This window comes from Devosia sp. Root436 (assembly GCF_001426345.1).
GTDB lineage: Bacteria > Pseudomonadota > Alphaproteobacteria > Rhizobiales > Devosiaceae > Devosia.
This window is the reverse complement of the sequence record NZ_LMEM01000015.1, coordinates 122,297-143,468: the sequence shown is the minus strand read 5'-3', so window position 1 is coordinate 143,468 and position 21,172 is coordinate 122,297. Positions and strand designations below refer to the sequence as shown.

Sequence of the window (21,172 nt, the reverse complement as noted above, 5' to 3'; positions counted from 1 at the left end):
ATGAGTCAGGATTACGGTTTTTCCGTCTCGGCCAATGACAGGGTCACCCTGCCATCGGCGCAGGACATGTCCCCCGAGCAGCGCGTGATCCATGACGCGGTGGTCAACGGTCCGCGCGGGCGCATGGTCGGGCCGCTGCGTGCCGTGATCCACAGCCCGGAACTGGCCGACAAATGGCAAAAGTTCGGCGAGTTGCTGCGCTACCGCACCGTGCTGCCCGAACGCCTCTCGGAACTGGCCATTATTGTGTGCGGCCGGCGCTGGAACAGTGATGTCGAATGGGCGATCCACAGTCGGATCGCCAGCGCGGCCGGCCTGTCCGAAATCGTCATTGCGGCGCTGGAGAATGCGGTGACGGTGCCCTTCACCGATATCGAGGAACACGAAGTATACGAGTTCTCGCGCCTGCTGCTGCTGCATGGGCAGGTGTCGGACGAGGTTTACGCCGCTATCCGCCGGCGCTGGGGTGATCGCGGCGTGGTCGAACTGACGGGCCTCGTGGGCTATTATTCCATGGTCGCCCTGATGGTGAACACGCATCTTGTTCCAATCCCGGAGGGGGAGGGGCCCGGCATCCGACCGCTCGGCGCGGCATTGACCGATCTCCCCGCCAGCGAGTACCGGCCATGACCATTCGTGACGAACACATCTTCGAGGCAACCAAGGATCTCTATTCCTGGGCGCTGCGGCGTGTTCCCGACGACACCAAGGCGGCGCTGGCGCGGGCGCGCGAGAGCGAAACCAACGAGACGGCGCGCAAGACGCTCAACATGATGCTGGCAAGCGCCAATGCAGCCGAAACCGCCGACCGCTATGTCTGCTCGGATTCCGGGGTTCCAGTCTACTTCGTCAAGATCGGCACCAAGGCCGACTGGAATGCCAATATCAAATCCGCCATCCAGGCCGGTTTCGCCCATCTGGTCGAGACCATCGATCCGCCTTTGCTCAAGCATGTCACCAATCCGCTCACATTGGAGCGTGGCTATCAGGGCAAGGACATGCCCATCATTACCTATGATCTGATCGAGGATGCCGATTACATCGAGATCATCTGTTCGCCCAAGGCGCTCGGCTCCGGGCGCTGGGCGGCGATGGAGCTGTTCACCTTCCCTACGCTGGAGACGATCGAAACCTATATCCTCGACGTCGCCATCAAGGCCGGTTCGCAGCATTGCCCGCCCGTGGTGATGGGCGTCGGCATTGGCGGCACGTTCGACTATTGCGCCAAGATGGCCAAGGAGGCGACTTTGCGCGAGATCGGCACGCCGCATCCCGAAAAGCTGGTCGCCGACATGGAGGCGCGGCTCTACGAGGCGGTCAATGCCCTCGGCTACGGCCCGATGGGAACAGGCGGCGATACGACGGTGCTCGGCGTTCATGTGAACTACGCCGCCGGGCACGGCTTTACCCCTGTCGCCGTCGCTTTCAACTGCTGGATCAACCGCCGCTCGCGCGCCCGCATCCACAGCGATGGGCGCATCGAGCGCCTGGAGTAGGCCGGTGCGCACGATTACCCTGCCAGCCTCGCGCGAAGATGTGGCCAGCCTCGAACTGGGCGAGATGGTGACGCTGACCGGACCCATCGTGGTCACGGCCGGTATTCCAACCCATCACCGCATCATCGAGCATATTCGCAGTAGCACGCCGACGCCGATCGCGCTCAATGACACCGCGTTCTTCCATCTCGGCAGCTATAGCCGGGAGACGGAAAACGGCTTCGAAATTCTCTATATGAACCCCACGACCAGCACGCGCTTCAACGCGCTGATGCCCGAGATCATCCGGCATTTCAACCTGCGCTGCGTCGGCGGCAAGGGCGGGCTGGACGACGAATGCGCCAGGGCGCTGAGGGATGTCGGCGGGGTCTACCTGTCGTTTCTCGGCGGCGGCGCGCCGATCCTTTCTGCCGCCATTCGCAAGATCCGGCACGTCGCCTGGGATGATTTCATCTCCCACTATCGGCTGGTCGAACTCGAAGTGGAGGCCCTGGGCCCGCTGACGGTGGCCATCGATGCCAGGGGCAACAGTCTCTATCGCAATCTCGATGACGGCGCCGCGCAGAAGCGTGCCGCCATTCTCGAACAGCTCGCACAACGCCGGACCACCGGCCAATAACGATCCAGGGCAACCTGGCCGGAGGACAGATGCAACTCACCATGGCCGAAAAGATCGTCGCCCGCGCCGCCGGTCGCGACAGCGTGGTACCCGGCGAATATGTGACGGTGTCGCCCGCCTATACCGTATGTCAGGAAATCTCCTGGGGCCCGCGCAAGCGCATCATGGAGCAGGCGGGCAGCAAGACGCTCAAGCGTCCCGACAAGGTGGTGATGGTAGTGGACCACACCACCTCGGCCGGCATGGGCACGCCCTACTACCAGGCTCATCGCGAGATGCAGGATTTCGCGCGCGAGAGCGGCGCCAGGTTCTTTGGCGCCGGTTCGGGCCTGCGCCATCTGGTGATGACCGAGCGCGGCTTTGCCAAGCCGGGCGACCTGGTCTTCTCCGACGAGCCCAATATTGCCACCATCGGGGTGGTCGGCGCGCTCAACATCGCCATGTCCTCGGAAGTCGTCGTCTCCCAGCTGACCGACGAGAACTGGATGATGGTGCCTCGCTCGGTGCGCTTCAACCTGCGTGGCGCCTTCGCCAGGGGCGTCATGACGCGCGACCTGGTGCAGGTCATCATCCGCGACTTTGCCCAGACCGATCTATTGAGCCAGTCCTGCATCGAATATGCCGGCCCGGCCATTGCCGGTATCAGCCTGGACGAGCGCCAGTCCATCCTGGCATGCTCCTATCATGCCGGTGCCGACAGCGCCCTGATGCCAGTGGATGAACTGGCGCTCGCCTATGCACGCGAGCGCGCACCCGATACGCTGGTGGAGGCCATTGCCAGCGATGCTGGCGCCCATTTCGACTATGAGCGGGACTATGACCTCGGGCTGGTCGAGCCGATGATTTCGCCGCCGCCCGAACTGCACAATGCCGCTCCTGTCAGCGATTTCGCCGGCTTGCGCATCGACCAGGCGGCCATCGGTTCCTGCGCCAATTCGCGGCTGGACGACATGCGCGCCGCGGCCGAAGTGCTTAAGGGCCGGACCATCGCGCCGCATGTGACGTTCTACATCACGCCCGGCAGCCGCGAGGTCTATGCCAAGGCCGCCAGTGAGGGACTGTTTGAAATCTTCATGCAGGCGGGCGCTACCGTGCTGGCCCCCGGCTGCACCACATGCTGGGGCTATGAGGGCTTCCTCAATCCCGGCGAAGTGCAGCTTTCTACCCACCAGATGAACTATCACGGCCGCAATGGCAGCCGTGAGTCACGGTCCTACCTGTCCAGCCCCTACGTCGTGGCGGCAGCAGCCGTGGCGGGGCAGGTGGTCGATCCGCGCAAGGTGCTTGCCGGCTCAGCGTAGCTTGATATCGAACCGCACCAGATGGCCCTGGTAGATGCCCTTGGCAATCAGCACGGCAAACCCGTCCACATCGACGACCCGGCGATAGACATGGGCGACCGGCGCGTTGAGCGGCATGTCGAGCGCCGAGGCGGTTTCGACATCGGCGGTGCTGATGATCAGGGTCTGCTGGGCGTCGGCAACCTGGAGGTTGGGAATGTCGTGCACCAGCCGCAGGGCGGTCTTGGTGACGACATCTTCCGCCGTGATGTACTGCCGCAGCCGTTCGTCTATGCACACTTCGGTCAACAGGAATGCCGTGTCGTCCCGCCAATGGCGGCGCTGCAGCCGGCGATAGGCGGGGGCGAGATTGCCGATCAGGTAGGGCACGTCGGACAATTCGACATTGGCTTCGTCGGTCAGTACCTCGATGCGGGCGTCGACCGTGGGCTGCAGCAGGCCCGACCAGTCGGTGCCGACCGTGCACCACAATTCGGGCTGCGAACGGCCCCGTACAAACGTGCCCTTGGCGCGGAACCGCTCGATCAGGCCATCGCGCTCCAATTGGTCGAGCGACTGCCGGATAGTGGCACGGGCCACGCCGTATTCGGACGACAGTTCTTCCACTGTCGGAATCTGCGCGCCGACCTTCCATTGCCCGGAATCGATGCGCTGGCGGAATAGCGTGGCCAGTTGGATGTAACGCGAGACGCTGCTCCGATTAAGATCCACTCCGCTCATTGATGCCCCTTCGCGATCGACCTGCTCAATTCAGATATATACTCCCGCGCCGGCCGACAGACAGGCCTGCGATTGTGAGCGATGCTGCACTGGCGTTAGCGCCCGACAAACACCGGCGATCTTTTCTCGACAACGGCTCGCGCCGCTTCTCTAGCATCCGCCGTGGCCATCAGGCGAGTGCTGTAGGTCTGTTCGAGCTCATAGCCGTCATCCACGGGCATGAATTCGGCCCGGTTCATCGACTCCTTGCCCAGCCGCAGCCCCAGCGGCGCCTTGCTGGCGATCAGCTGCGCCATCTCTTCGGCCGCCGCCAGCAGCGTTTCGGCGGAATGGATGGCGTTGACGAAGCCGAAGCGATGCGCCTCCTCGGCGGAAATCGGCTTGGCGGTAAACACCATCTGCCGCAAAATTCCCTGCGGGAGGTGCCGCCCCATATGGGCTGTGCCGCCACAGCGCCCGACATTGACCTCGGGCAGGCCGAATGTGGCATTGGGCGAGGCGAGGCGGATATCGCAGACCGAGGCCAGCACGCAGCCTGCGCCCAGTGCCGGGCCGTTGACGGCGGCGATGACAGGCACGGCGGCATGGCGCACCGATGCAAAGGTCCGGCGCACGATCCTGGCCCGATGCGGATCTTGCTCGACTGTGGCAGTGACGAATTCCTTGAGATCGAGCCCCGCGCAGAATGCCCGGGTCCCGGTGGCGGTGAGAATGATGCAGCTGATATCGGCATCCGCGGACAGCGCGTCGAAGCGATCGGCAATCTCGCCATAGAGCTCCATGGTCAGGGCGTTTGCCGGCGCCCGGTCGATGATCACCTTGGCAATCTTGCCGTCGCGCTCCACGATCAGGGACATCGCAAATCTCCTCGTCAAATATCATTCTGGCCATAAAAGCTATAAAGCTAGCTAAATGAACATTTTTGAATTGACAACCGATATCCGCCTGCCCCAGCTTAAAAGCTCAATAACGTGCACTTTTGTCTAAAAGAGAGAATATGTCCAGAAAGCCGGAGGCTGGCATCGTCACGATCGAAGCGTCAGGCGGGGCAGAGCGGATTGCCGTCGTCTTGATCGACTTTGCGCCGCTCAATATCGGTTCATCGGCGATGCGGGCAGCGCTGCAGGACGCACTGCTCGACCTGCGCGGCCGCGAACTGGATGGCGCCATATTGGTCGGGGTGGGCGCAAATTTCGTCGCCGGCTCCGATATCCGCGAGTTCGACGCTCCACCTGTCGCGCCGCACCTGCCCGATGTCATCGCGCTGATCGAACAATTGCCGTTTCCAGTAGCGGCGGCGATCCGCGGCGCGGCCCTGGGGGGTGGTTGCGAACTGGCGCTCGGCTGCGACTGGCGCATCGCTGCCGGCGATGCCGTCCTGGGCCTGCCCGAAGTGACGCTCGGCCTCATCCCGGGCGCGGGCGGAACGGTGCGGCTGCCCCGGCTGGTCGGGCCGCCAGCGGCACTGGACCTGGTGACGACGGGTCGGCGGCTCGACGTCGCGCAGGCTCTCGCCATCGGCCTTGTCGATCAGGTGGCGGAAGGCGATCTGATCATCGCAGCGCGCCGCTGGATAGAGACCCATCCACGCAAGCGGCGTTGTATCGACCTCCCGGTCCCGGATTTCGACCCCGTGGCGCTGCAGCAGGCAGCCACGGCTTTCAAAGCGAAATCGCGCGGGGCCGATGCGCCTCCCGCCGCTGCCGAAGCCGTTCTGCGTGGTCTGGATTTGCCGCCTGTCGAAGCGCTGCAGCGCGAGCGTGCCGACTCGCTGCGCCTGCGGGTCTCGCCGCAGTCGAAGGCCTTGCGCTATCTGTTCCAGGCCGAGCGCCGGGCCGGCCGGCCGGCCCGCGGTGTCGCGCCGTCCGAGATTACCCGCGTTGGTGTGGTCGGGGCAGGGCGCATGGGCAGCGATATCGCGCTGGTCTTTGCCCGCGCCGGCCTGGCAGTCCGCCTGGTCGAGGCCGATCCCCAGACCGTGGCGCGTGCCATGGCGCATATCGCCGAAGGGGCCGGGCGCCTCGTCCGGCGTGGCGAACTGGCCTCGGCGAGTGAACTGCTCGATCGCATCGGCATCGTGCCGCTCGAACAATTGGCGGATTGCCAGCTGGTGGTCGAGGCCATTCCCGAAGACCTGGCGGCCAAGCAATCGCTGCTGGCGGCTCTTGCCGGCATCGTCGGGCCCAAGGCGATCCTGGCGACCAATACCTCCTATCTCGATATTGATGCGATTGCCGCAGTCATACCTGGCCGCGAGCGCGTGGTCGGCATGCACTTCTTCAATCCCGCTGCCGTGCTCAAGCTGGTGGAGATCGTTCGCGCTGGCCAGACCAGCGAAGCGGTCGTCGCCACCATGCTGGGACTGGCGCGCCAATTGGGCAAGTTGCCGATTCTGACGGCCGTGGGCGAAGGCTTCGTCGGCAATCGCATCTTCGCAGCCTATCGCCGGCAGTGCGAATATCTCATCGAGGACGGTTGCCTGCCTGAACAGATCGATCGGGCGATGCAGAATTTCGGCATGGCCATGGGCCCGTTCGCGGTGTTCGACCTGGCCGGTCTGGATATTGCCTGGGCCATGCGCAAGCGCCTGGCGGCCAGCCGTGATAGCGCGGAGCGCTATGTCGATATTGCCGACCAGTTGTGCGAACGCGGTCGTTTCGGCCGCAATGCCGGCAAGGGCTGGTACAACTATGCCGATGGCAAGCCGGTGCCGAGCCCCGAGGTTGCCAGCCTTATCGAAGACGCCTCTCGCCGCCAGGGCAGGCCGCGCCGCAGCTTCGCCGACGAGGAGATCGTCACCTCCCTGCTGACGGCGATGAGCAATGAGGCGGCCTGGGTGGTGCATGAAGGTGTGTGTGCCCAGCCCGAAGATATCGACGTGGCTCTAGGCAACGGCTTCGGCTTTCCGCGCCACGAGGGCGGGCCACTTTATTGGGCGTCGCGCCAGAACCCGATCCTGCTCGCCGCGCAATTGGCGGGCGTAACTGAAACCAGTGGACGTCCCGTCGCGCCGAATTTCGCGGCGGTGGTGGCAAGGATATCCGGCGACTCGGCTTAGGTTTGAAAGCCCGCCAACGCCGGCTGTCCTTGAAAAGGCTATTAAACTGATCTATAGGTCAAATGGTCGTCGCAAGTACGGCAACCTAATTGGGAGGAAAACATGAAAAAGCTCATCGCGTTGAGCGTCGTCGCAGCTCTGACGGCGGGCGCAGCCTCGGCCACCTATGCCCAGGAATACCCGACCCGCCCCATTACGCTGGTCAATCCCTATGCTGCCGGCGGGTCCGCTGACCTGATCGCACGCACGATCGGCGAATATATGAGCCGCATCCTGGGACAGCCCGTCGTGGTGGAAAACCGGACCGGAGCTGCCACGGCCATTGCCGCAACCTCGGTTATCGCCCAGCCTGCCGATGGCTATACGCTGCTGCTGGCCGGCTCGCCGACGCATGTGATCACGCCCGCCCTCAATCCCGATGCCGGCTATGACGGTATCGCCGATTTCGACTTCGTCTCCCTGGTCGCCAGCGTTCCCAACGTGCTGGTCGTGTCCAAGAATTCGGGCATCACCACGATCGACCAACTGGCCGAGCGCGCGCTCGAGGCTCCCGACACCGTGTCCTACGCCTCGGTCGGCAATGGCAGCCTGCCGCACCTGACCGGCCTCATGTTCTCCGAGGAGATCGGTGCCCAGATGCTGCATATCCCCTATCCGGGCGTGGCGCCGGCAACCGTGGATATCCTGGCCGGCAATGTCGATACCGGGTTCCTCAACGCCCCGGCGCTGATCGCTCATATCCAGAGCGGCGATCTCGTGCCGCTGGCCGTTGCGGCCACCACTCGCGCCAGCCAGTTGCCCGATGTCCAGACCATGGGTGAACTGGGTTATAACGACTATGAGATGGGCACCTGGTATGGTGTTTCGGCTCCGGCAGGCACGCCGCCCGAGGTGATCGCCAAGCTCGATGCCGCCATCGGCGAAGTGATGGCCAATCCGGAAGTGCAGGAACGCCTGCAGCAGTCCGGCGTCGACCTGTTCTACAAGAACACTGCCGATTTCGAGGCCTTCGTCGCCGCCGATGCGAAAACCGTATTGGGCCTGATCGAGTCTTCGGGCGTCAAGAACGCCCAATAAGCCTGACCAAGGGACGCCTACGGGCGTCCCGACCATGGGGGATCAGTGGTGACCACGATTCAAGGCCGTGCCTGGAAATTTGGCGACAATATCAGTGCGGATGACGGCATCATCCAGTATTCGCAGGTTCCAGACCTCGGCAGCTTCGACATTCCGGCTCTCAAGGCCATGTGCTTTGGCACGCTTCGCCCCGAATTCGTCGGCGAGGTCCGTCCCGGCGACCTGGTTGTTGCGGGCAAGAATTTCGGTCACCACAGCCACCCGCATGCCTGTGTCGCCATGAAGCAAAGCGGCATCGCCGCCGTCATCGTCGACAGCACGGACTCCGCCTTCATACGCAAGGCACTCAATGTCGGCCTGCCGATCGTTTCGTGCCCAGGCGTGACGAAAATAGTCGCTGATCACCAGACCGTGTCGGTGGACCTCGCCGCGGGAACTGTGCGCAATCTCGAGACAGAAGATAGCCTGCAATTTCGCCCCTTCGCGCCTCAGATGATCGAGGTCTGGCGGGCGGGCGGCCTGGCTGCAGCACTCAAGCTGCGTCTCAACGCGGAGCATGTAAATTGACTGAACAGTCTCAATCCCGCCCGGTTCTAAATCGTTGGGAACTGGGGGCCGCCGCCATCTTTTTCCTGCTTGGCCTCTACATGGCCATCGAGGGGAGCCACTACGGCCTCGGCTCGATCACGCGCATCGGACCGGGCTTCTTCCCGGTCAGCATCGGCGTGCTGCTGATGCTCCTGTCGGTCGGGGTGGCCTTCGAGGTGCGCCACAGCCTGGCCGCCGCGCCGAAAATTCCCATGCGCATTACCCTGGTCATTGCGGTGGCGCTGCTGTCCTTCGCCCTGCTGGTCAATACCGCGGGTCTGATCCCGGCCATCTTCGCCGTGGTCTTCATCGCCCGCTTTGCCGAACCTGGCAACAATGTCGTCGCCTCCGCGATCCTTGCCGCGGGCCTGGCGCTGGTCGGCTGGCTTGCCTTCATCGTCGGCTTCAACCTGCCGCTCAAACCCTTCTGGTGGTGATCCATGGACCTGTTTGCAAACGTCGCCCTGGGCTTTGAACGCGCGCTGTCGCTTGATGCGCTGCTCTTCTGCTTTCTCGGCGTCGCCATCGGTACCTTCGTCGGCGTGCTGCCCGGCGTCGGCGCCATGGCGGCCGTGGCGCTCTGCCTGCCGATCACCTTCTACCTCGATCCCACCGTCGCCCTGATCATGTTGGCCGGCATCTTCTATGGTGCGCAATATGGCAGTTCCACGGCTTCCATCCTGCTCAACATTCCCGGTACCGTCACCTCTGCGGTGACCTGCCTCGACGGCTATCCGATGGCCCAGCAGGGCAAGGCGGGCGTGGCGCTGTTCATGGTGACGATGACCTCGTTCATCGGCGGCTCCATCGCCATTTTGCTGATGATGCTGTTCACCCCCACCATTGCTGCATTCGCCCTGCGGTTCTCCTCGGCCGAATATTTCATGATCATGGCGATGGGCCTCATAGCCGCCGTCACCATCTCGCAGGGCTCGACCCTCAAGAGCCTGATGATGGTGGTGGTGGGCCTGGCGCTGGGCACCGTCGGCACCGATACCGGCTCGGGCGCCATGCGCTTCACCTTCGGCATTCTCCAGTTGAGTGACGGCATCAGCCTCGTGGCCATCGCCATGGGCCTGTTCGGGGTGGCCGAGATCATCTCCAGCATCGGGCGCGATGTCAGCAAGTCCGTCGTCGCCAAGGATATCTCCTTCCGCTCCATGTTGCCCAGCAAGGCCGAGATCAAGGCGTCGGTCATGCCGACGCTGCGCGGCACCGGCATCGGCGCAGCAATCGGCGCGCTGCCGGGCGCCGGCGCCACCGTCGCCACCTTCATGGCCTATGCCCTCGAGAAGAAGGTCGCCAAGGATCCGTCACGCTTCGGCAAGGGCGCCATCGAGGGCATTGTCGCTCCCGAATCCGCCAATAACGCCGCGGTGCAGGCCGCTTTCATCCCGACGCTCAGCCTGGGTATACCCGGCGACGCGCTGATGGCCTTCCTGCTGGGCGCGATGATGATCCACGGCATCGTTCCGGGTCCGCGTTTCCTCGTCGACCAACCCGTCATGTTCTGGGGCCTGGTCGCCAGCTTCTGGATCGGCAACGTCTTCCTGCTGATCCTCAATATTCCCCTGATCGGGCTGTGGGTCCGCATCCTGGCGATCCCCTACCGCTTCCTCTATCCGGCCATGCTGTTCTTCATCTGCATCGGCGTATTCGCCATCAACTATCAGGTGTTCGACGTATTCGCGGTGATGGTGTTCGGCTTTATCGGCTTCGTCATGACCAAGTTCGGCTATCCCCCGGCACCGATCCTGCTCGGCTTCGTTCTCGGCCCCATGATGGAGGAGCATTTCGGCCGGGCGTTGCTGATGTCCCGCGGCTCCTTCGATATCTTCTGGCAGCGCCCGATCAGCGCCGTTCTGCTGGCGATCAGCCTGCTGCTGATCGCCTATTCGATGAAAGGCATCTTCCTGCGCGTTCGCAGTGGCGCTCATGCCCCCGAGGAAGCCAGCCGTGAGCTCTAGGCCCGAGATTCTGGTGGTGGCGGCCATTCCGCCCGAAATCGAGCAGCGTCTTGCCGCCGATTTCACGCTCGTCAAGGCGCGCCCTAAAGTAGGCGAGACCCTGCCGCACAGCGTCATGGTCACCACCAGCATGGCGGGTGCCGACCGCGCACTGATGGAGAGCCTGCCCGATCTGCGGCTCATCGCCTGCAATGGCACCGGCCTCGATCTCATCGATCTTCAGGCGGCCGGTGAAAGGGATATCCTGGTCCGCAACACGCCCGACGCCGTTACTGAAGACACCGCCGATTTCGGCATTGCCCTGATCTACGCCACCCTGCGCCGGGTGGCCGAAGCCGACCGCTTCGTGCGCGCGGGCCGCTGGAGCCGCGAGCGCATGACGCCATCGCGACGGGTGTCCTCATGCCATGTGGGCATTGTCGGCCTGGGCAAGATCGGCAAGGCGCTGGCCCGCCGCGCGGCCGGGCTTGGTCTCGACGTGTCCTATACGGCGCGCTCCGCCAAAGCCGAATTGCCCTATGCCTATTACCCCAATGCCCCGGCGTTGGCGGCAGCCGTCGATGTGCTGGTCCTGTGTTGCCCGGGTGGCCCGGAAACTGCGGGGCTGGCCAATCGAACTGTGCTCGACGCCCTCGGGCCGCAGGGCTATCTCATCAATATCGCGCGCGGATCGGTCGTCGATGAGCCCGCGCTGCTCGCGGCGCTGGAGGAAAGCCGCATCGCCGGGGCCGGGCTCGACGTCTTTGCCAGCGAGCCGCAGATCGACCAGCGCTTCTTCGCGCTGGAGAATGTGGTGCTCCAGCCCCACTATGCCAGCGTGACCCATGAAACCCGTCGGGATATGGCCGACACGCTGCATGCTGCCATCAGCAAGCAGTTCGCTGCTTCCTCGTTTTGACGCGATCGGACCGTTCCAGCCATGTTCTACCAGCCACAAGACGGGCATGGCCTGCCCCATGATCCTTTCACCTCGCTCGTCGCCCCGCGTCCCATCGGCTGGATTTCGTCGGTCAGCGCCGATGGGCTGGTCAATCTGGCGCCCTACAGCTTCTTCAACGCCGTGTGCGGGCATCCGCCAATGGTCGGCTTTGCCTCCGAGGGGCTCAAGGACACCGCGAGGAACATTATCGAGACCGGCGAGTTCGTGGTCAACGTCGCCACCTCGGCCCTGGCGGAAGCGATGAATCTGAGTTCGGCCCGGCTGCAGCATGGCGAGGACGAATTCGCCTTTGCCGGGCTGGAGCGCGCCGACAGCCGCACCGTTCGGCCGCCCCGCGTCGCAGCGGCCCCCGCCGCGCTCGAATGCAAGCTGGTCAGCGTCACCGAGATAAGCACCATGGATGGCCTGGCAACCGGCAACCGCTTCGTGATCGGGCAGGTTACCGGCATCTACATCAACGACGAATGCCTGGTCGACGGGCTGTTCGACATCGTGCAGGCGGGCGTGGTGGCGCGACTTGGCTACCGGAACTATGCGCGCGTCACCGACATATTCGCCATGATCCGGCCCGACGACCGGAACCTTGGGCGGTAGCCACTACGGGGCATGGAAATGGCGGCCGACGGCCTTGAAGAGCAGCAGGTCGGCCAGGGAATCCTCTAGCGTCATGCGGTTCGGCGTGCCGTTGACGATGCTGTCGCGGAACGCATCGAGCTCCACGCGGAACGGGTCTTCGTAGACCGGGCCGTGATTTTCGGTGCCCGTATCGGTGTCGCTGGACGAGGTGATTTCCAGCCGCGTCGGCAGGTTGCGGATATAGGGCGTGTCATAGTTCATCTTGAAATGCTGGTTTTGGGTCAGCACTTCGATGCCGGCGTCAAACCGGGAGACGGCCAGCAGCGGCCTCCTGCCGCACCGGCATGGTGCGGACCGGCTGCGGCGCCAGCCGGCATCCGGTTCCTGCATCTGGGCGTCAATACCGCCCGCCCCGTCCCCGACGTGCCGCCCATCTTCCGCTGGCGCGCCCGATGGTTCGGAACTGGTCGTGATGTATCAGGCCTCTTACGGCGCGACCGATTTTCCTGCCGGGGCCGATATCGGCCTGAGCTTTGCCCATACCAACGACAATATCGGCCCCCAAAGCGCTGGCCAGACGGTCGAAGCATTGCGGCACATTCGCCACGCCTGGCCCGACGCCGAAATCACCGCCTCGACCCTCGATGCCTTCGGCGCCGAAATGTGGGCGGGACGGGAGCAATTTCCGGTGCTGGAACAGGAAATCGGCGATAGCTGGATCCATGGCACCGCCAGCGATCCGGAGAAGCTGGCCCGGTTCCGCGCTCTGCAACGGCTCTGTGATGGTTTCGACACCATCACCCCCGAGCGCCTCGCCTTCGGCCGCGGGCTGACGCAGGTGGCCGAACATACCTGGGGCGTCGATATCAAGACTTATCTACGCGACGAAACGGCTTGGACCCGCCCCGACTTCGAGGCAGCACGACGCAGCGACTATCGCTTTGCCTATACCGAACAATCATGGGCCGAGCAGTGCCTCGATACGCCTCAAGGTACGGGGCCGTGGTCCCTGTTCAAGCTGGGGCTATGGAACGATGGGCGGAATATCGTCCGCGGCGGCGGTGGCCAGCTCCAGGCCGTCGCGGCGGTGCGCGCGCCCGTCGGAACCGGCATGCTCACCGCCACGCCGCTCGACAGCGCCCTGGTGGCGCCGGCGTCGGCACCCTTCATGCCCTTTCAGCCGAAGTGCCCGATTTTACCAGGGGCCTCCGTTTCAACCTCTACAACAACAAGTGGGGCACCAATTTCCCATGTGGTGGGAGGGCACGGTTGTCTTCAGAATGGTCCTGGCGCTGCAAGCGTCATGAATCGATGGTCCGCAAGGGCGCGCCGGAAATGAAGGCGGCGATATTGTCGGCGATCTGGCCGTAGCTCAGGCGGTAATTGTCCTCGGTGACATAGCCCAGATGCGGGCTGATCTGAGCGCGTTCCAGGCTGCGATAGGGATGGTCGAGCGGCAGCGGCTCCACATCGAACACATCAAGACCGGCGCCGCCGATGCGGCCGTCGCGCAATGCGGCGATTAGCGCGGCCTCATCGATGATCGGGCCGCGCGAGGTGTTGACGAGGAAGGCCGTCGGCTTCATGCGTGCCAGGTCTGCAGCGCCGATGATGCCCCGGCTGCGCTCGCTCAACTGCAGATGCACCGAGATATAGTCCGAACGGGCGAAGAGCTCGTCCTTGCCGGCATAGGCGGCGCCGGTGCCCTCGCATTTCTCGGCGGTCAGGTTCTGGCTCCAGGCGATGACGTTCATGTTGAACGCCTTGGCAATCGTCGCCACCCGGCTGCCCAATCGTCCCAGGCCGACAAGACCCAGCGTCTTGCCGTCGAGGTCATGCCCCAGTGTCGTCTGCCATGGCACGCCCGCCTTCATGCGGGCATTCTCGTAGCCGACCTTGCGGTTGAATTCGAGCAGATGGGCAAAGACCAGTTCGGCGGTGGGATGCGCCGCCGATTGCGTGCCGCTGACCACGACGCCACGCTCGCGCGCCGCCGCAACATCGATGGCGGCGTTGCGCAGGCCGGTGGTGCAGATGAGCTTGAGCCGCGGCAGGGCCTCGATCACCGCCCGCGGAAACGGCGTGCGTTCGCGCATCAGGCAGACAATGTCGAAATCCTGCAGCGCCTCGATCACCTGCGCCTGGCTGCCAAGCGCTTGGTTGAACACCGTGATGTCGGCGCCGGATTTGCTCCAGTCGGCCATGGTCAGGGCAACATTCTGGTAGTCGTCGAGTATCGCGCAGCGCAAAGCCATCTCGTCAGCCTTTCTCGGCGAGCCTAGAGGCTCTGGACCCACATTTCGGAATGGACTTCATAGCCCTTGTGGGCGTTGCCGGTCATGTGCAGGAAGCCGGGAAAATGCATATGCATGCCCGCCACCAGCAATTGATCGGTCGATGCCATGTCGAAGGCGCGCAGGCGCGTTGCCACGGCCTGGCGCGCATCGCTGTCGGGCTCGACATGCACCTCGGGGCGCGGCACCTGCACATCGGGGATGTGGAAGATATCGCCCCAGACGAAAAGCTGCTCATTGCCCGACTGGATGATGTAGCCGGTGTGCCCGGGCGTATGGCCGGGCAGGGGGACGGCCGTCACCCCGGGAAAAACCTCCCCCACGCTGTCGCGGCGCCGGTTCATATAGGGCGTGATCTGGAAGCGGGCGCCCATGAAGAAGCGATCCTGATGGCGCGGCACGGCAATGCTCATGGCGCTGTCGTCGTGCCAATGCTTGACGTCGACCTCCGACACCACCAGCTCGGCATTGGGGAAATTCGCCGTGCCGTCATCGGCCGTCAGGCCGTTGGAATGATCAGGATGCATATGGGTCAGCATCACGGTGTCGATATCGGCGATATCGACACCGGCCCGCTTGAGATTGCCGAACAGCTTGCCCTGCAGGTCGGTCATCTGCGTGCCGCAGCCGGTATCGATGATGGCCACGCGGCCGGCCGAATGAATGACGAAGCAATTGACCGAGATATGGGGCGGCGCCGGCCGATAGGCCGCCTTGAGCAGCGCCTCGGCGGCCTCGGGCTCGATTTCGCGCATCATCGCATATTGGGCGTGGACGACGCCGTCGCTGACGGCGGTCACCACGATGTCGCCGATGCGGCGGCGGTAGATTCCGGGAACTTGGATCGTGGGTGCGTCGGTCATAGCGGTGCTTCTGTCAGTATCTGCGGATGAGAGGCCAGGATTTGGCCGAGGAACTGGCGGGCGCGCTCGTTCTTGGGCGCGCCGAAAAACTCGTCCGGCGGTGCAACTTCGGCGATCTCGCCGCGGTCCATGAAGATGACGCGGTCGGCGACGCTGCGGGCAAAGCCCATTTCATGGGTCACGACCACCATGGTCATGCCGGTCCGGGCGAGATCGACGATCACGTCGAGCACCTCCTTGACCATTTCAGGGTCCAGCGCCGAGGTGGGTTCGTCGAACAGCATGACCTTGGGATTCATGCAGAGGGCGCGGGCAATGGCGACACGCTGCTGCTGGCCGCCCGAAAGCTGGGCCGGCAGCTTGTGCGCCTGGTCGGCGATATGCACGCGCTCGAGATAGGTCATGGCCAGTTCGCTGGCCTCGGCAGGCTTCATGCCACGTACGCGCATGGGCGCGAGCGAACAGTTCTGCAGCGCCGTCAGGTGTGGAAACAGGTTGAAGCTCTGGAAAACCATGCCCACCTCGCGGCGCACATCGGCCACGTTGCGCATGCTGCGGCTGACCTTCACGCCATCGATGACGATCGTCCCCTTCTGATGCTCCTCGAGCTGGTTGAGGCAGCGGACCAGCGTCGACTTGCCGGAGCCCGACGGGCCGCAGATCACCACCTTTTCGCCGCGCCCGATTTCCAGGCTGACATTCTTGAGCACCTGGAAGGAGCCGCCATACCATTTGTCGACGCCGGTAACTTTGATGATGGGGTCTGTCGCGGTCATTGCGGATAGTCCTTGGAGATTGCACGGCCGGTCGCCCGGCCGTGCGGGATTGGTCGAATCGATCAGAACGTCGGCATCGGGGGCAGTTCTTCCAACGGCGAGCCGAACCACGTCTGGTTGATCTCGCTGAGTTGGCCGTTGGCGACGATCTCGGCGATGAAGGCGTTCACATAGTCGAGCAGCTCGGTATCCTCCATGCGGATGCCGATGCCATTGCCCTGGCTGTGCAGCAGGAACTTGCGCTCGATATTGAGCTCGGGGTGGTCGCGCTGCAGCATGGCAAGGTGGATCGAGCTGGCGCCGGTAACTTCCACCTGGCCCGAGATCAGCGCCTGCAGCGAAGCCGGATCGTCTTCGAAGCGCATGATGTTGGTTCCGGCAGGAGCCACCTGCGTCAGGAAAGTGTCCTGGCTGCCGGCGCGCGTGACGCCGACAGTGTATTTCGGCAGGTCTTCCGGCCCTTTGACTTCACGCTCCTTGGGCGCCATCACCATGATGTCGAGCGTGGAGTAGGGGTTGGAGAAATTGACCTGCTTGGCGCGCTCGGCATTGATGCCGAGGGCGGCGATCAGCACGTCGACACGGTTGGTCAGTAGATAGGGAATGCGATTGGGCCCGGTCACCGGAACCAGCTCGAGTTCGACGCCCAGCTTTTCGGCCAGCAAAGCGGCGACATCGTCGTCATAGCCGGCGGGGTTCTGGTTCTCGTCGACGCCCGCGAAAGGCGGGAAGTCGGTCAGTACGCCGACCACCAGCTTGCCCTTGGCCGTGATTTCTTCGGGCGTCAGGGCATAGGCGGCGGGCGCCATGCCGGCCATCAGGCCGGCGACGAGCATCAGGCTCGCCGTGCGGCGGGTGATCTTTTCAAGAATAGTCATAGGCGTCTCCTCCGTTTCAAACGTTGAACCAACTACCTGTTGAGCAGTAGTTTTCTTTCCATATAGGAAGAATAAAGCGACAGCGGCCAGCAGATGCAGAAGTAAACTGCTCCGACGATGCCGAATATCGCAAATGGGGTGAAAGTCATGTTGTTGATGATCTGGCCGGCGCGGGTCACTTCGACGAAGCCGATAATCGCAGCCAGCGACGTTCCTTTGATCAACTGCACCAGATAGCCAATGGTGGGTGGAATGGCGATGCGCGTGGCCTGCGGCAGCACGATTTCGAAGGTGCGCGGCACGTAGCTCAGTCCAAGCGCCGTAGCGGCCTCGGATTGGCCACGCGGCACCGTCTGGATGCAGCCGCGCCAGATATCGCCCAAAAATGCCGAGCCGTTGAGCGACAGCCCGATAGCGGCCGCGGTCAGCGCGTCGATATTGAAGCCGAACAGGCTCGGCACGAAGAAGGCGAGGAACAGCTGCATCAGCAGCGGCGTGCCCTGGAATACCCGCACGATCGCAATGGCCGGCAATTCGAGGGCACGTTTGCCGCTGGTCAGCGCCAGCGCGATCAGCATGCCACCGATGGCGCTGCCGACCAGGGCGATGGCGGCCAGCAGGAACGTCCAGCGCACCGAGAAGATGATGAAGAAGATTTCGTTGGGTCCGAGTTCGCGCATGGCTCACCTCCCCTGCGGGCTGGCCAGGAAGCGCCGATCGATCAATCGGAACAGCATCCAGAACAGGCATGAGAGTAGGAAGTAGATAACGGTGACGGTGAAATAACCCTCGAAGCTGCGGAAGGTGCGCGAGGTGATGTCGTTGGCCGCTCCGGTCAGCTCCGTCGCGGCGATGGTCGAGCACACGCTCGAATAGAGCATGGTGAGGATGAACTGGCTGGTCAGGGCCGGATAGATGGCCTGGATGGCCGGCTTCAGCACGACGTAACGGAACACCTGTAGCGGCTGCAGCCCCAGTGCCCGCCCGGCCTCGAGCTGCCCCTTGGGGATGCTCTCGATGCCGGCGCGCACGATCTCGATGCCGTAGGCGGCAAAATTGAGCGTCAGCGCCAGCACGGCCGTCACATTGGGCGACATGCGGATGCCGATGCTGGGCAGGCCGAAAAAGATGATGAACAGCTGCACCGGGAACGGCGTATTGCGGATGATCTCGATATAGGCGCTGATGATGAACCGCACCCATTTGGGCGCCGATGTCTTGCCCAGCGCTCCGATCACCGCGATGAGCAGGCCCAGCACCATGGCGGCGGCTGAGAACCAGATGGTCTGCAGCGCGCCATTGAGCAGCAGCGGCCAGGCTTCGAAGATCGGGCCGAAGTTGAACTTGTAGGTCATGATGCGTCGGCGAGGATCATCCGCGCCCCCTTTTCGGCAATCATGATGGTGGGCGAATTGGTGTTGCCCGAGGTGATGCGCGGCATTACCGAAGCATCGACGACGCGCAGGCTGCTGACGCCCATCACCTTGAGCGAGGCATCGACCACGGCATCGCCGTCGCCGTCCACGCCCATGCGGGCAGTGCCGACCGGATGAAAAATGGTGGTGCCGATCCGGCTGGCGGCCTCGAACAGGTCCGCGTCGGTCTGGTAGCGGTTGCCGGGCAGGTACTCGACCGGATTGAACCGTGCCATGGCCGGCTGCGCCATGATGGTACGGGCGCGGCGGATGGAATCGGCCGCGACCTGGCGATCATCGGCAGTCGACAGATAATTCGGCGCGATCAGCGGAGTGTCACTCATGCCGCTGCCGCGCACATGGATCGAGCCACGGCTGCTGGGCTGCAGATTGCAGACGCTGACCGTGATCGCCGGAAAGTCGTGCATGCCCTCGCCGAACTTGTCGAGCGACAGCGGCTGCACATGAAACTGGATATTGGGCCGCGCAAAGGCGTCCGATGAACGCGTGAAGGCTCCGAGCTGCGACGGCGCCATGGTCAGCGGCCCGCGGCGGCGCAGGGCATAGTCCACGCCCATGAAGGCCCGGCGGACCAGCGAGCGGTAGAGCATGTTGAGGGTAGGGACGTTGTCGACCTTGTAGATCGGGCGCAATTGCAGGTGGTCCTGCAGATTTTCGCCGACACCGGGAGCGTGGCGCACTACATCGATCCCGAGCGCTCCCAGGCGCGTGCCCTCGCCAATGCCGGAGCGCTCCAGGATGCCGGGACTGGACACGGCGCCGGCCGACAGGATCACCTCGCGCCGCGCCGCCAGCACGCGGCGCTGGCCGTTCTGATGCACGACGATGCCGGTGGCGCGCTTGCCGTCGAACAGCACCTTGTCGGCCAGGGTGCCGGTGAAAACCTTGAGATTGGTCCGGGCGAGCGCCGGCCTGAGGAAGCCGCGCGCGGCGCTCCAGCGCACGCCGTCCTTCTGGTTGACATCGAAATAGCCGCAGCCTTCATTGTCGCCGGTGTTGAAATCGGCGGTCGGCGGAATGCCGGCTTCTTCGGCCGCCTCGATGAAGCGGTCGAGAATTTCCCAGGAAAGGCGCGGGCGGTCGACACGCCATTCGCCGCCCACCCCATGCAGCGCCGTTTCGCCGCGCCAGCTGTTCTCGTGCTGCTTGAAGATGGGAAGCACATCGTCCCAGCCCCAGCCCTCAAGGCCCATATCGCGCCAGCCGTCATAGTCGGCGGCCTGGCCGCGCATGTAGATCATGGCATTGATGGCCGAAGAGCCGCCCAGCACCTTGCCGCGCGGATAGGCGATGACTCTGTTGTCTAGGCCCGGCACCGCTTCGGTGGAATACATCCAGTCCGAGCGCGGATTGCCGATGGAAAAGAGGTAGCCAACGGGGATGTGGAACCAGATCCAGTTGTCGCGCGTGCCGCCCTCGATCAGGGCGACCGTATAGCGGCCGCCTTCGGACAGGCGATTGGCCAGCACGCAACCGGCCGAGCCGGCGCCGGCAATAATGAAATCAAAACTCTCGGCGACCTGTTCTACCGGCACGGCCCGACCGCCACGACAATGACGGCCTCCCCCATTTTCTTGATGCCCGATTTGTAGTGTGCGAAAATATTCTAGTGTAGAGGAAAGTTTGCGCAGAGCCTGTGGTGAAATGCTACAACCACATTCATTGCGACGGCTGGAGCACCGATCATGCGGTTCGACTGGAATGACATGCGCTATTTTCTGGAAGTGGCGCGGCTGGGTACGCTGAGCGCCGCCGCGCGAACCCTTGCTACCGATCATGCGACGGTGGCGCGGCGGATTCTGGCGCTCGAAAAGGCCCTGTCCCAGACCCTCTTTCATCGTAGCCCATTGGGCTACATGCTGACGCCCAATGGCGAGGCACTCCTGCCGGTAGCCGAACAGATGGAGGCGCGTGCCTCCGAGGCGGTGTCGCGCATGGGCCGGCCGGAGCTCGGCCTGAGCGGAACGGTGCGGCTGGTTACCCCCGAAGGCTTCGGCAATCATTTCCTCGCCCATCACCTGGGGGCGTTCGCCGCGGCCTATCCGCGCCTTCAGCTCGAACTGGTGACGATCCAGCAGATTCTGTCGCTGTCCCAGCGCGAAGGCGATATTGCGGTAACGCTGTCGCCGCCGCGCACCGGCCGCTTCGCCGTCGGCAAGCTCGCCGACTACTATCTGCGGCTCTATGCCGGCGCCGGCTATACCGAGCGCGCCGAAACCATTGCGCGGCGCAAGGATCTGAGCGCCCACGATTTCATCGGTTATGTCGACGAACTCATCTTCACCAAGGAACTCGACTATCTGGGCGAGGTGCTGCCCGGTCTGCGCGCCAGGCTGCAATGTTCGAGCCTTTTCGCCCAGACTGTCGCAACCCGGGCCGGTCTCGGCCTCTGCGTGCTGCCCACCTATCTCGCGGGGCCTGACGACGACCTGCAGGTCGTGCTGGCCGGTGAGGTGCTGCTCAAGCGCTCCTATTGGGTGAGCGCCCATGAGGAAATGTCCAATATGCCGCGCATCAAGGCGGTATGGGGCTTTCTCGAACGCATCTGCCGCGACGAGCCCCATTTCCAGCTTCCCCGATAGC

22 protein-coding genes and 1 pseudogene are annotated in these 21,172 nt (G+C 63.7%); 13 read left to right on the top strand and 10 right to left on the bottom strand.

Annotated elements, in window-relative coordinates; all coding sequences use genetic code 11:
* Genes ASD04_RS18150 through ASD04_RS18135 form a run of 4 tightly spaced genes read left to right on the top strand, consistent with a single transcriptional unit; the run spans position 1 to position 3,416 of the window.
* Positions 1-630, top strand: a complete 630-nt coding sequence (locus ASD04_RS18150; protein WP_056260074.1) for a hypothetical protein — start codon at positions 1-3, stop codon at positions 628-630.
* Positions 627-1,496 (top strand): fumarate hydratase, encoded by an 870-nt coding sequence (locus tag ASD04_RS18145; protein ID WP_056260072.1) that lies wholly within the window; start codon positions 627-629, stop codon positions 1,494-1,496. Before ASD04_RS18150 ends, ASD04_RS18145 begins: the two co-directional genes overlap by 4 nt.
* Before the next feature lie 4 nt (positions 1,497-1,500).
* Positions 1,501-2,115, top strand: a complete 615-nt coding sequence (locus ASD04_RS18140) for a fumarate hydratase C-terminal domain-containing protein (protein ID WP_200940294.1) — start codon at positions 1,501-1,503, stop codon at positions 2,113-2,115.
* A gap of 29 nt (positions 2,116-2,144) precedes the next feature.
* Positions 2,145-3,416, top strand: a complete 1,272-nt coding sequence (locus ASD04_RS18135; protein ID WP_056260068.1) for an aconitase family protein — start codon at positions 2,145-2,147, stop codon at positions 3,414-3,416.
* On the opposite strand, the gene ASD04_RS18130 is transcribed toward ASD04_RS18135, so the two are convergent.
* A complete protein-coding gene (locus tag ASD04_RS18130) occupies positions 3,408-4,136 on the bottom strand; it encodes a GntR family transcriptional regulator (RefSeq protein ID WP_056260066.1) in 729 nt (242 codons plus the stop codon). The two genes, ASD04_RS18135 and ASD04_RS18130, sit on opposite strands and share 9 nt — an antisense overlap.
* Before the next feature lie 95 nt (positions 4,137-4,231).
* The gene (locus ASD04_RS18125) at positions 4,232-4,993 is read right to left on the bottom strand and encodes an enoyl-CoA hydratase-related protein (RefSeq protein WP_056260065.1); all 762 of its coding nucleotides are present in this window, start codon (positions 4,991-4,993) and stop codon (positions 4,232-4,234) included.
* 140 nt (positions 4,994-5,133) lie between these two features.
* Between ASD04_RS18125 and ASD04_RS18120 the strand changes: the two genes are divergently transcribed.
* From ASD04_RS18120 to ASD04_RS18090, 7 genes are all read left to right on the top strand, one after another.
* Complete coding sequence (locus tag ASD04_RS18120; RefSeq protein ID WP_056260063.1) at positions 5,134-7,194, top strand: 3-hydroxyacyl-CoA dehydrogenase NAD-binding domain-containing protein; 2,061 nt, start codon at positions 5,134-5,136, stop codon at positions 7,192-7,194.
* A gap of 102 nt (positions 7,195-7,296) precedes the next feature.
* Complete coding sequence (locus ASD04_RS18115; RefSeq protein ID WP_056260060.1) at positions 7,297-8,271, top strand: tripartite tricarboxylate transporter substrate binding protein; 975 nt, start codon at positions 7,297-7,299, stop codon at positions 8,269-8,271.
* Between the two features lie 45 nt (positions 8,272-8,316).
* Positions 8,317-8,838, top strand: a complete 522-nt coding sequence (locus ASD04_RS18110; RefSeq protein ID WP_082531338.1) for a hypothetical protein — start codon at positions 8,317-8,319, stop codon at positions 8,836-8,838.
* Complete coding sequence (locus ASD04_RS18105; RefSeq protein WP_056260055.1) at positions 8,835-9,296, top strand: tripartite tricarboxylate transporter TctB family protein; 462 nt, start codon at positions 8,835-8,837, stop codon at positions 9,294-9,296. The genes ASD04_RS18110 and ASD04_RS18105 overlap by 4 nt, the downstream gene beginning before the upstream one ends.
* Before the next feature lie 3 nt (positions 9,297-9,299).
* Positions 9,300-10,826 carry a tripartite tricarboxylate transporter permease gene (locus tag ASD04_RS18100; protein WP_056260053.1) on the top strand — a complete coding sequence of 509 codons (1,527 nt, stop codon included), beginning with the start codon at positions 9,300-9,302 and terminating at the stop codon, positions 10,824-10,826.
* Positions 10,816-11,724: a 2-hydroxyacid dehydrogenase gene (locus ASD04_RS18095; RefSeq protein ID WP_162245159.1), complete on the top strand. Its 909-nt coding sequence runs from the start codon at positions 10,816-10,818 to the stop codon at positions 11,722-11,724. Before ASD04_RS18100 ends, ASD04_RS18095 begins: the two co-directional genes overlap by 11 nt.
* Positions 11,725-11,745: 21 nt before the next feature.
* Complete coding sequence (locus tag ASD04_RS18090; protein WP_056260049.1) at positions 11,746-12,360, top strand: flavin reductase family protein; 615 nt, start codon at positions 11,746-11,748, stop codon at positions 12,358-12,360.
* A 3-nt stretch (positions 12,361-12,363) separates the two neighbouring features.
* Here ASD04_RS18090 and ASD04_RS18085 read toward each other — a convergent pair whose 3' ends face one another.
* Positions 12,364-12,732: a hypothetical protein gene (locus tag ASD04_RS18085; protein WP_056260047.1), complete on the bottom strand. Its 369-nt coding sequence runs from the start codon at positions 12,730-12,732 to the stop codon at positions 12,364-12,366.
* Between ASD04_RS18085 and ASD04_RS18080 the strand changes: the two are divergent.
* Positions 12,706-13,649 (top strand): annotated as a pseudogene (locus ASD04_RS18080) (DUF5054 domain-containing protein); the annotation flags it as partial. The gene ASD04_RS18085 and the pseudogene ASD04_RS18080 sit on opposite strands and share 27 nt — an antisense overlap.
* Here the strand turns inward: ASD04_RS18080 and ASD04_RS18075 are convergent.
* The 7 genes from ASD04_RS18075 to ASD04_RS18045 form a co-directional block, all read right to left on the bottom strand.
* Positions 13,644-14,597, bottom strand: coding sequence for a D-2-hydroxyacid dehydrogenase family protein (locus ASD04_RS18075; protein WP_056260042.1), 954 nt, complete (start codon positions 14,595-14,597; stop codon positions 13,644-13,646). The pseudogene ASD04_RS18080 and the gene ASD04_RS18075 overlap by 6 nt on opposite strands.
* 23 nt (positions 14,598-14,620) lie before the next feature.
* Positions 14,621-15,499, bottom strand: coding sequence for an MBL fold metallo-hydrolase (locus tag ASD04_RS18070; RefSeq protein ID WP_056260040.1), 879 nt, complete (start codon positions 15,497-15,499; stop codon positions 14,621-14,623).
* The gene (locus ASD04_RS18065) at positions 15,496-16,275 is read right to left on the bottom strand and encodes an amino acid ABC transporter ATP-binding protein (RefSeq protein WP_056260038.1); all 780 of its coding nucleotides are present in this window, start codon (positions 16,273-16,275) and stop codon (positions 15,496-15,498) included. Before ASD04_RS18065 ends, ASD04_RS18070 begins: the two co-directional genes overlap by 4 nt.
* 62 nt (positions 16,276-16,337) lie before the next feature.
* Positions 16,338-17,153 (bottom strand): transporter substrate-binding domain-containing protein, encoded by an 816-nt coding sequence (locus tag ASD04_RS18060; protein ID WP_056260036.1) that lies wholly within the window; start codon positions 17,151-17,153, stop codon positions 16,338-16,340.
* A gap of 32 nt (positions 17,154-17,185) precedes the next feature.
* Positions 17,186-17,833 carry an amino acid ABC transporter permease gene (locus tag ASD04_RS18055; RefSeq protein ID WP_056260035.1) on the bottom strand — a complete coding sequence of 216 codons (648 nt, stop codon included), beginning with the start codon at positions 17,831-17,833 and terminating at the stop codon, positions 17,186-17,188.
* A 3-nt stretch (positions 17,834-17,836) separates the two neighbouring features.
* A complete protein-coding gene (locus tag ASD04_RS18050) occupies positions 17,837-18,508 on the bottom strand; it encodes an amino acid ABC transporter permease (protein ID WP_056260033.1) in 672 nt (223 codons plus the stop codon).
* Positions 18,505-20,124 carry a GMC family oxidoreductase N-terminal domain-containing protein gene (locus tag ASD04_RS18045; protein WP_056260031.1) on the bottom strand — a complete coding sequence of 540 codons (1,620 nt, stop codon included), beginning with the start codon at positions 20,122-20,124 and terminating at the stop codon, positions 18,505-18,507. The genes ASD04_RS18050 and ASD04_RS18045 overlap by 4 nt, the downstream gene beginning before the upstream one ends.
* 150 nt (positions 20,125-20,274) lie before the next feature.
* Here ASD04_RS18045 and ASD04_RS18040 point away from each other — a divergent pair, with 150 nt between their 5' ends.
* The gene (locus ASD04_RS18040) at positions 20,275-21,171 is read left to right on the top strand and encodes a LysR family transcriptional regulator (RefSeq protein ID WP_056260028.1); all 897 of its coding nucleotides are present in this window, start codon (positions 20,275-20,277) and stop codon (positions 21,169-21,171) included.
* Position 21,172 lies beyond the last annotated feature (1 nt).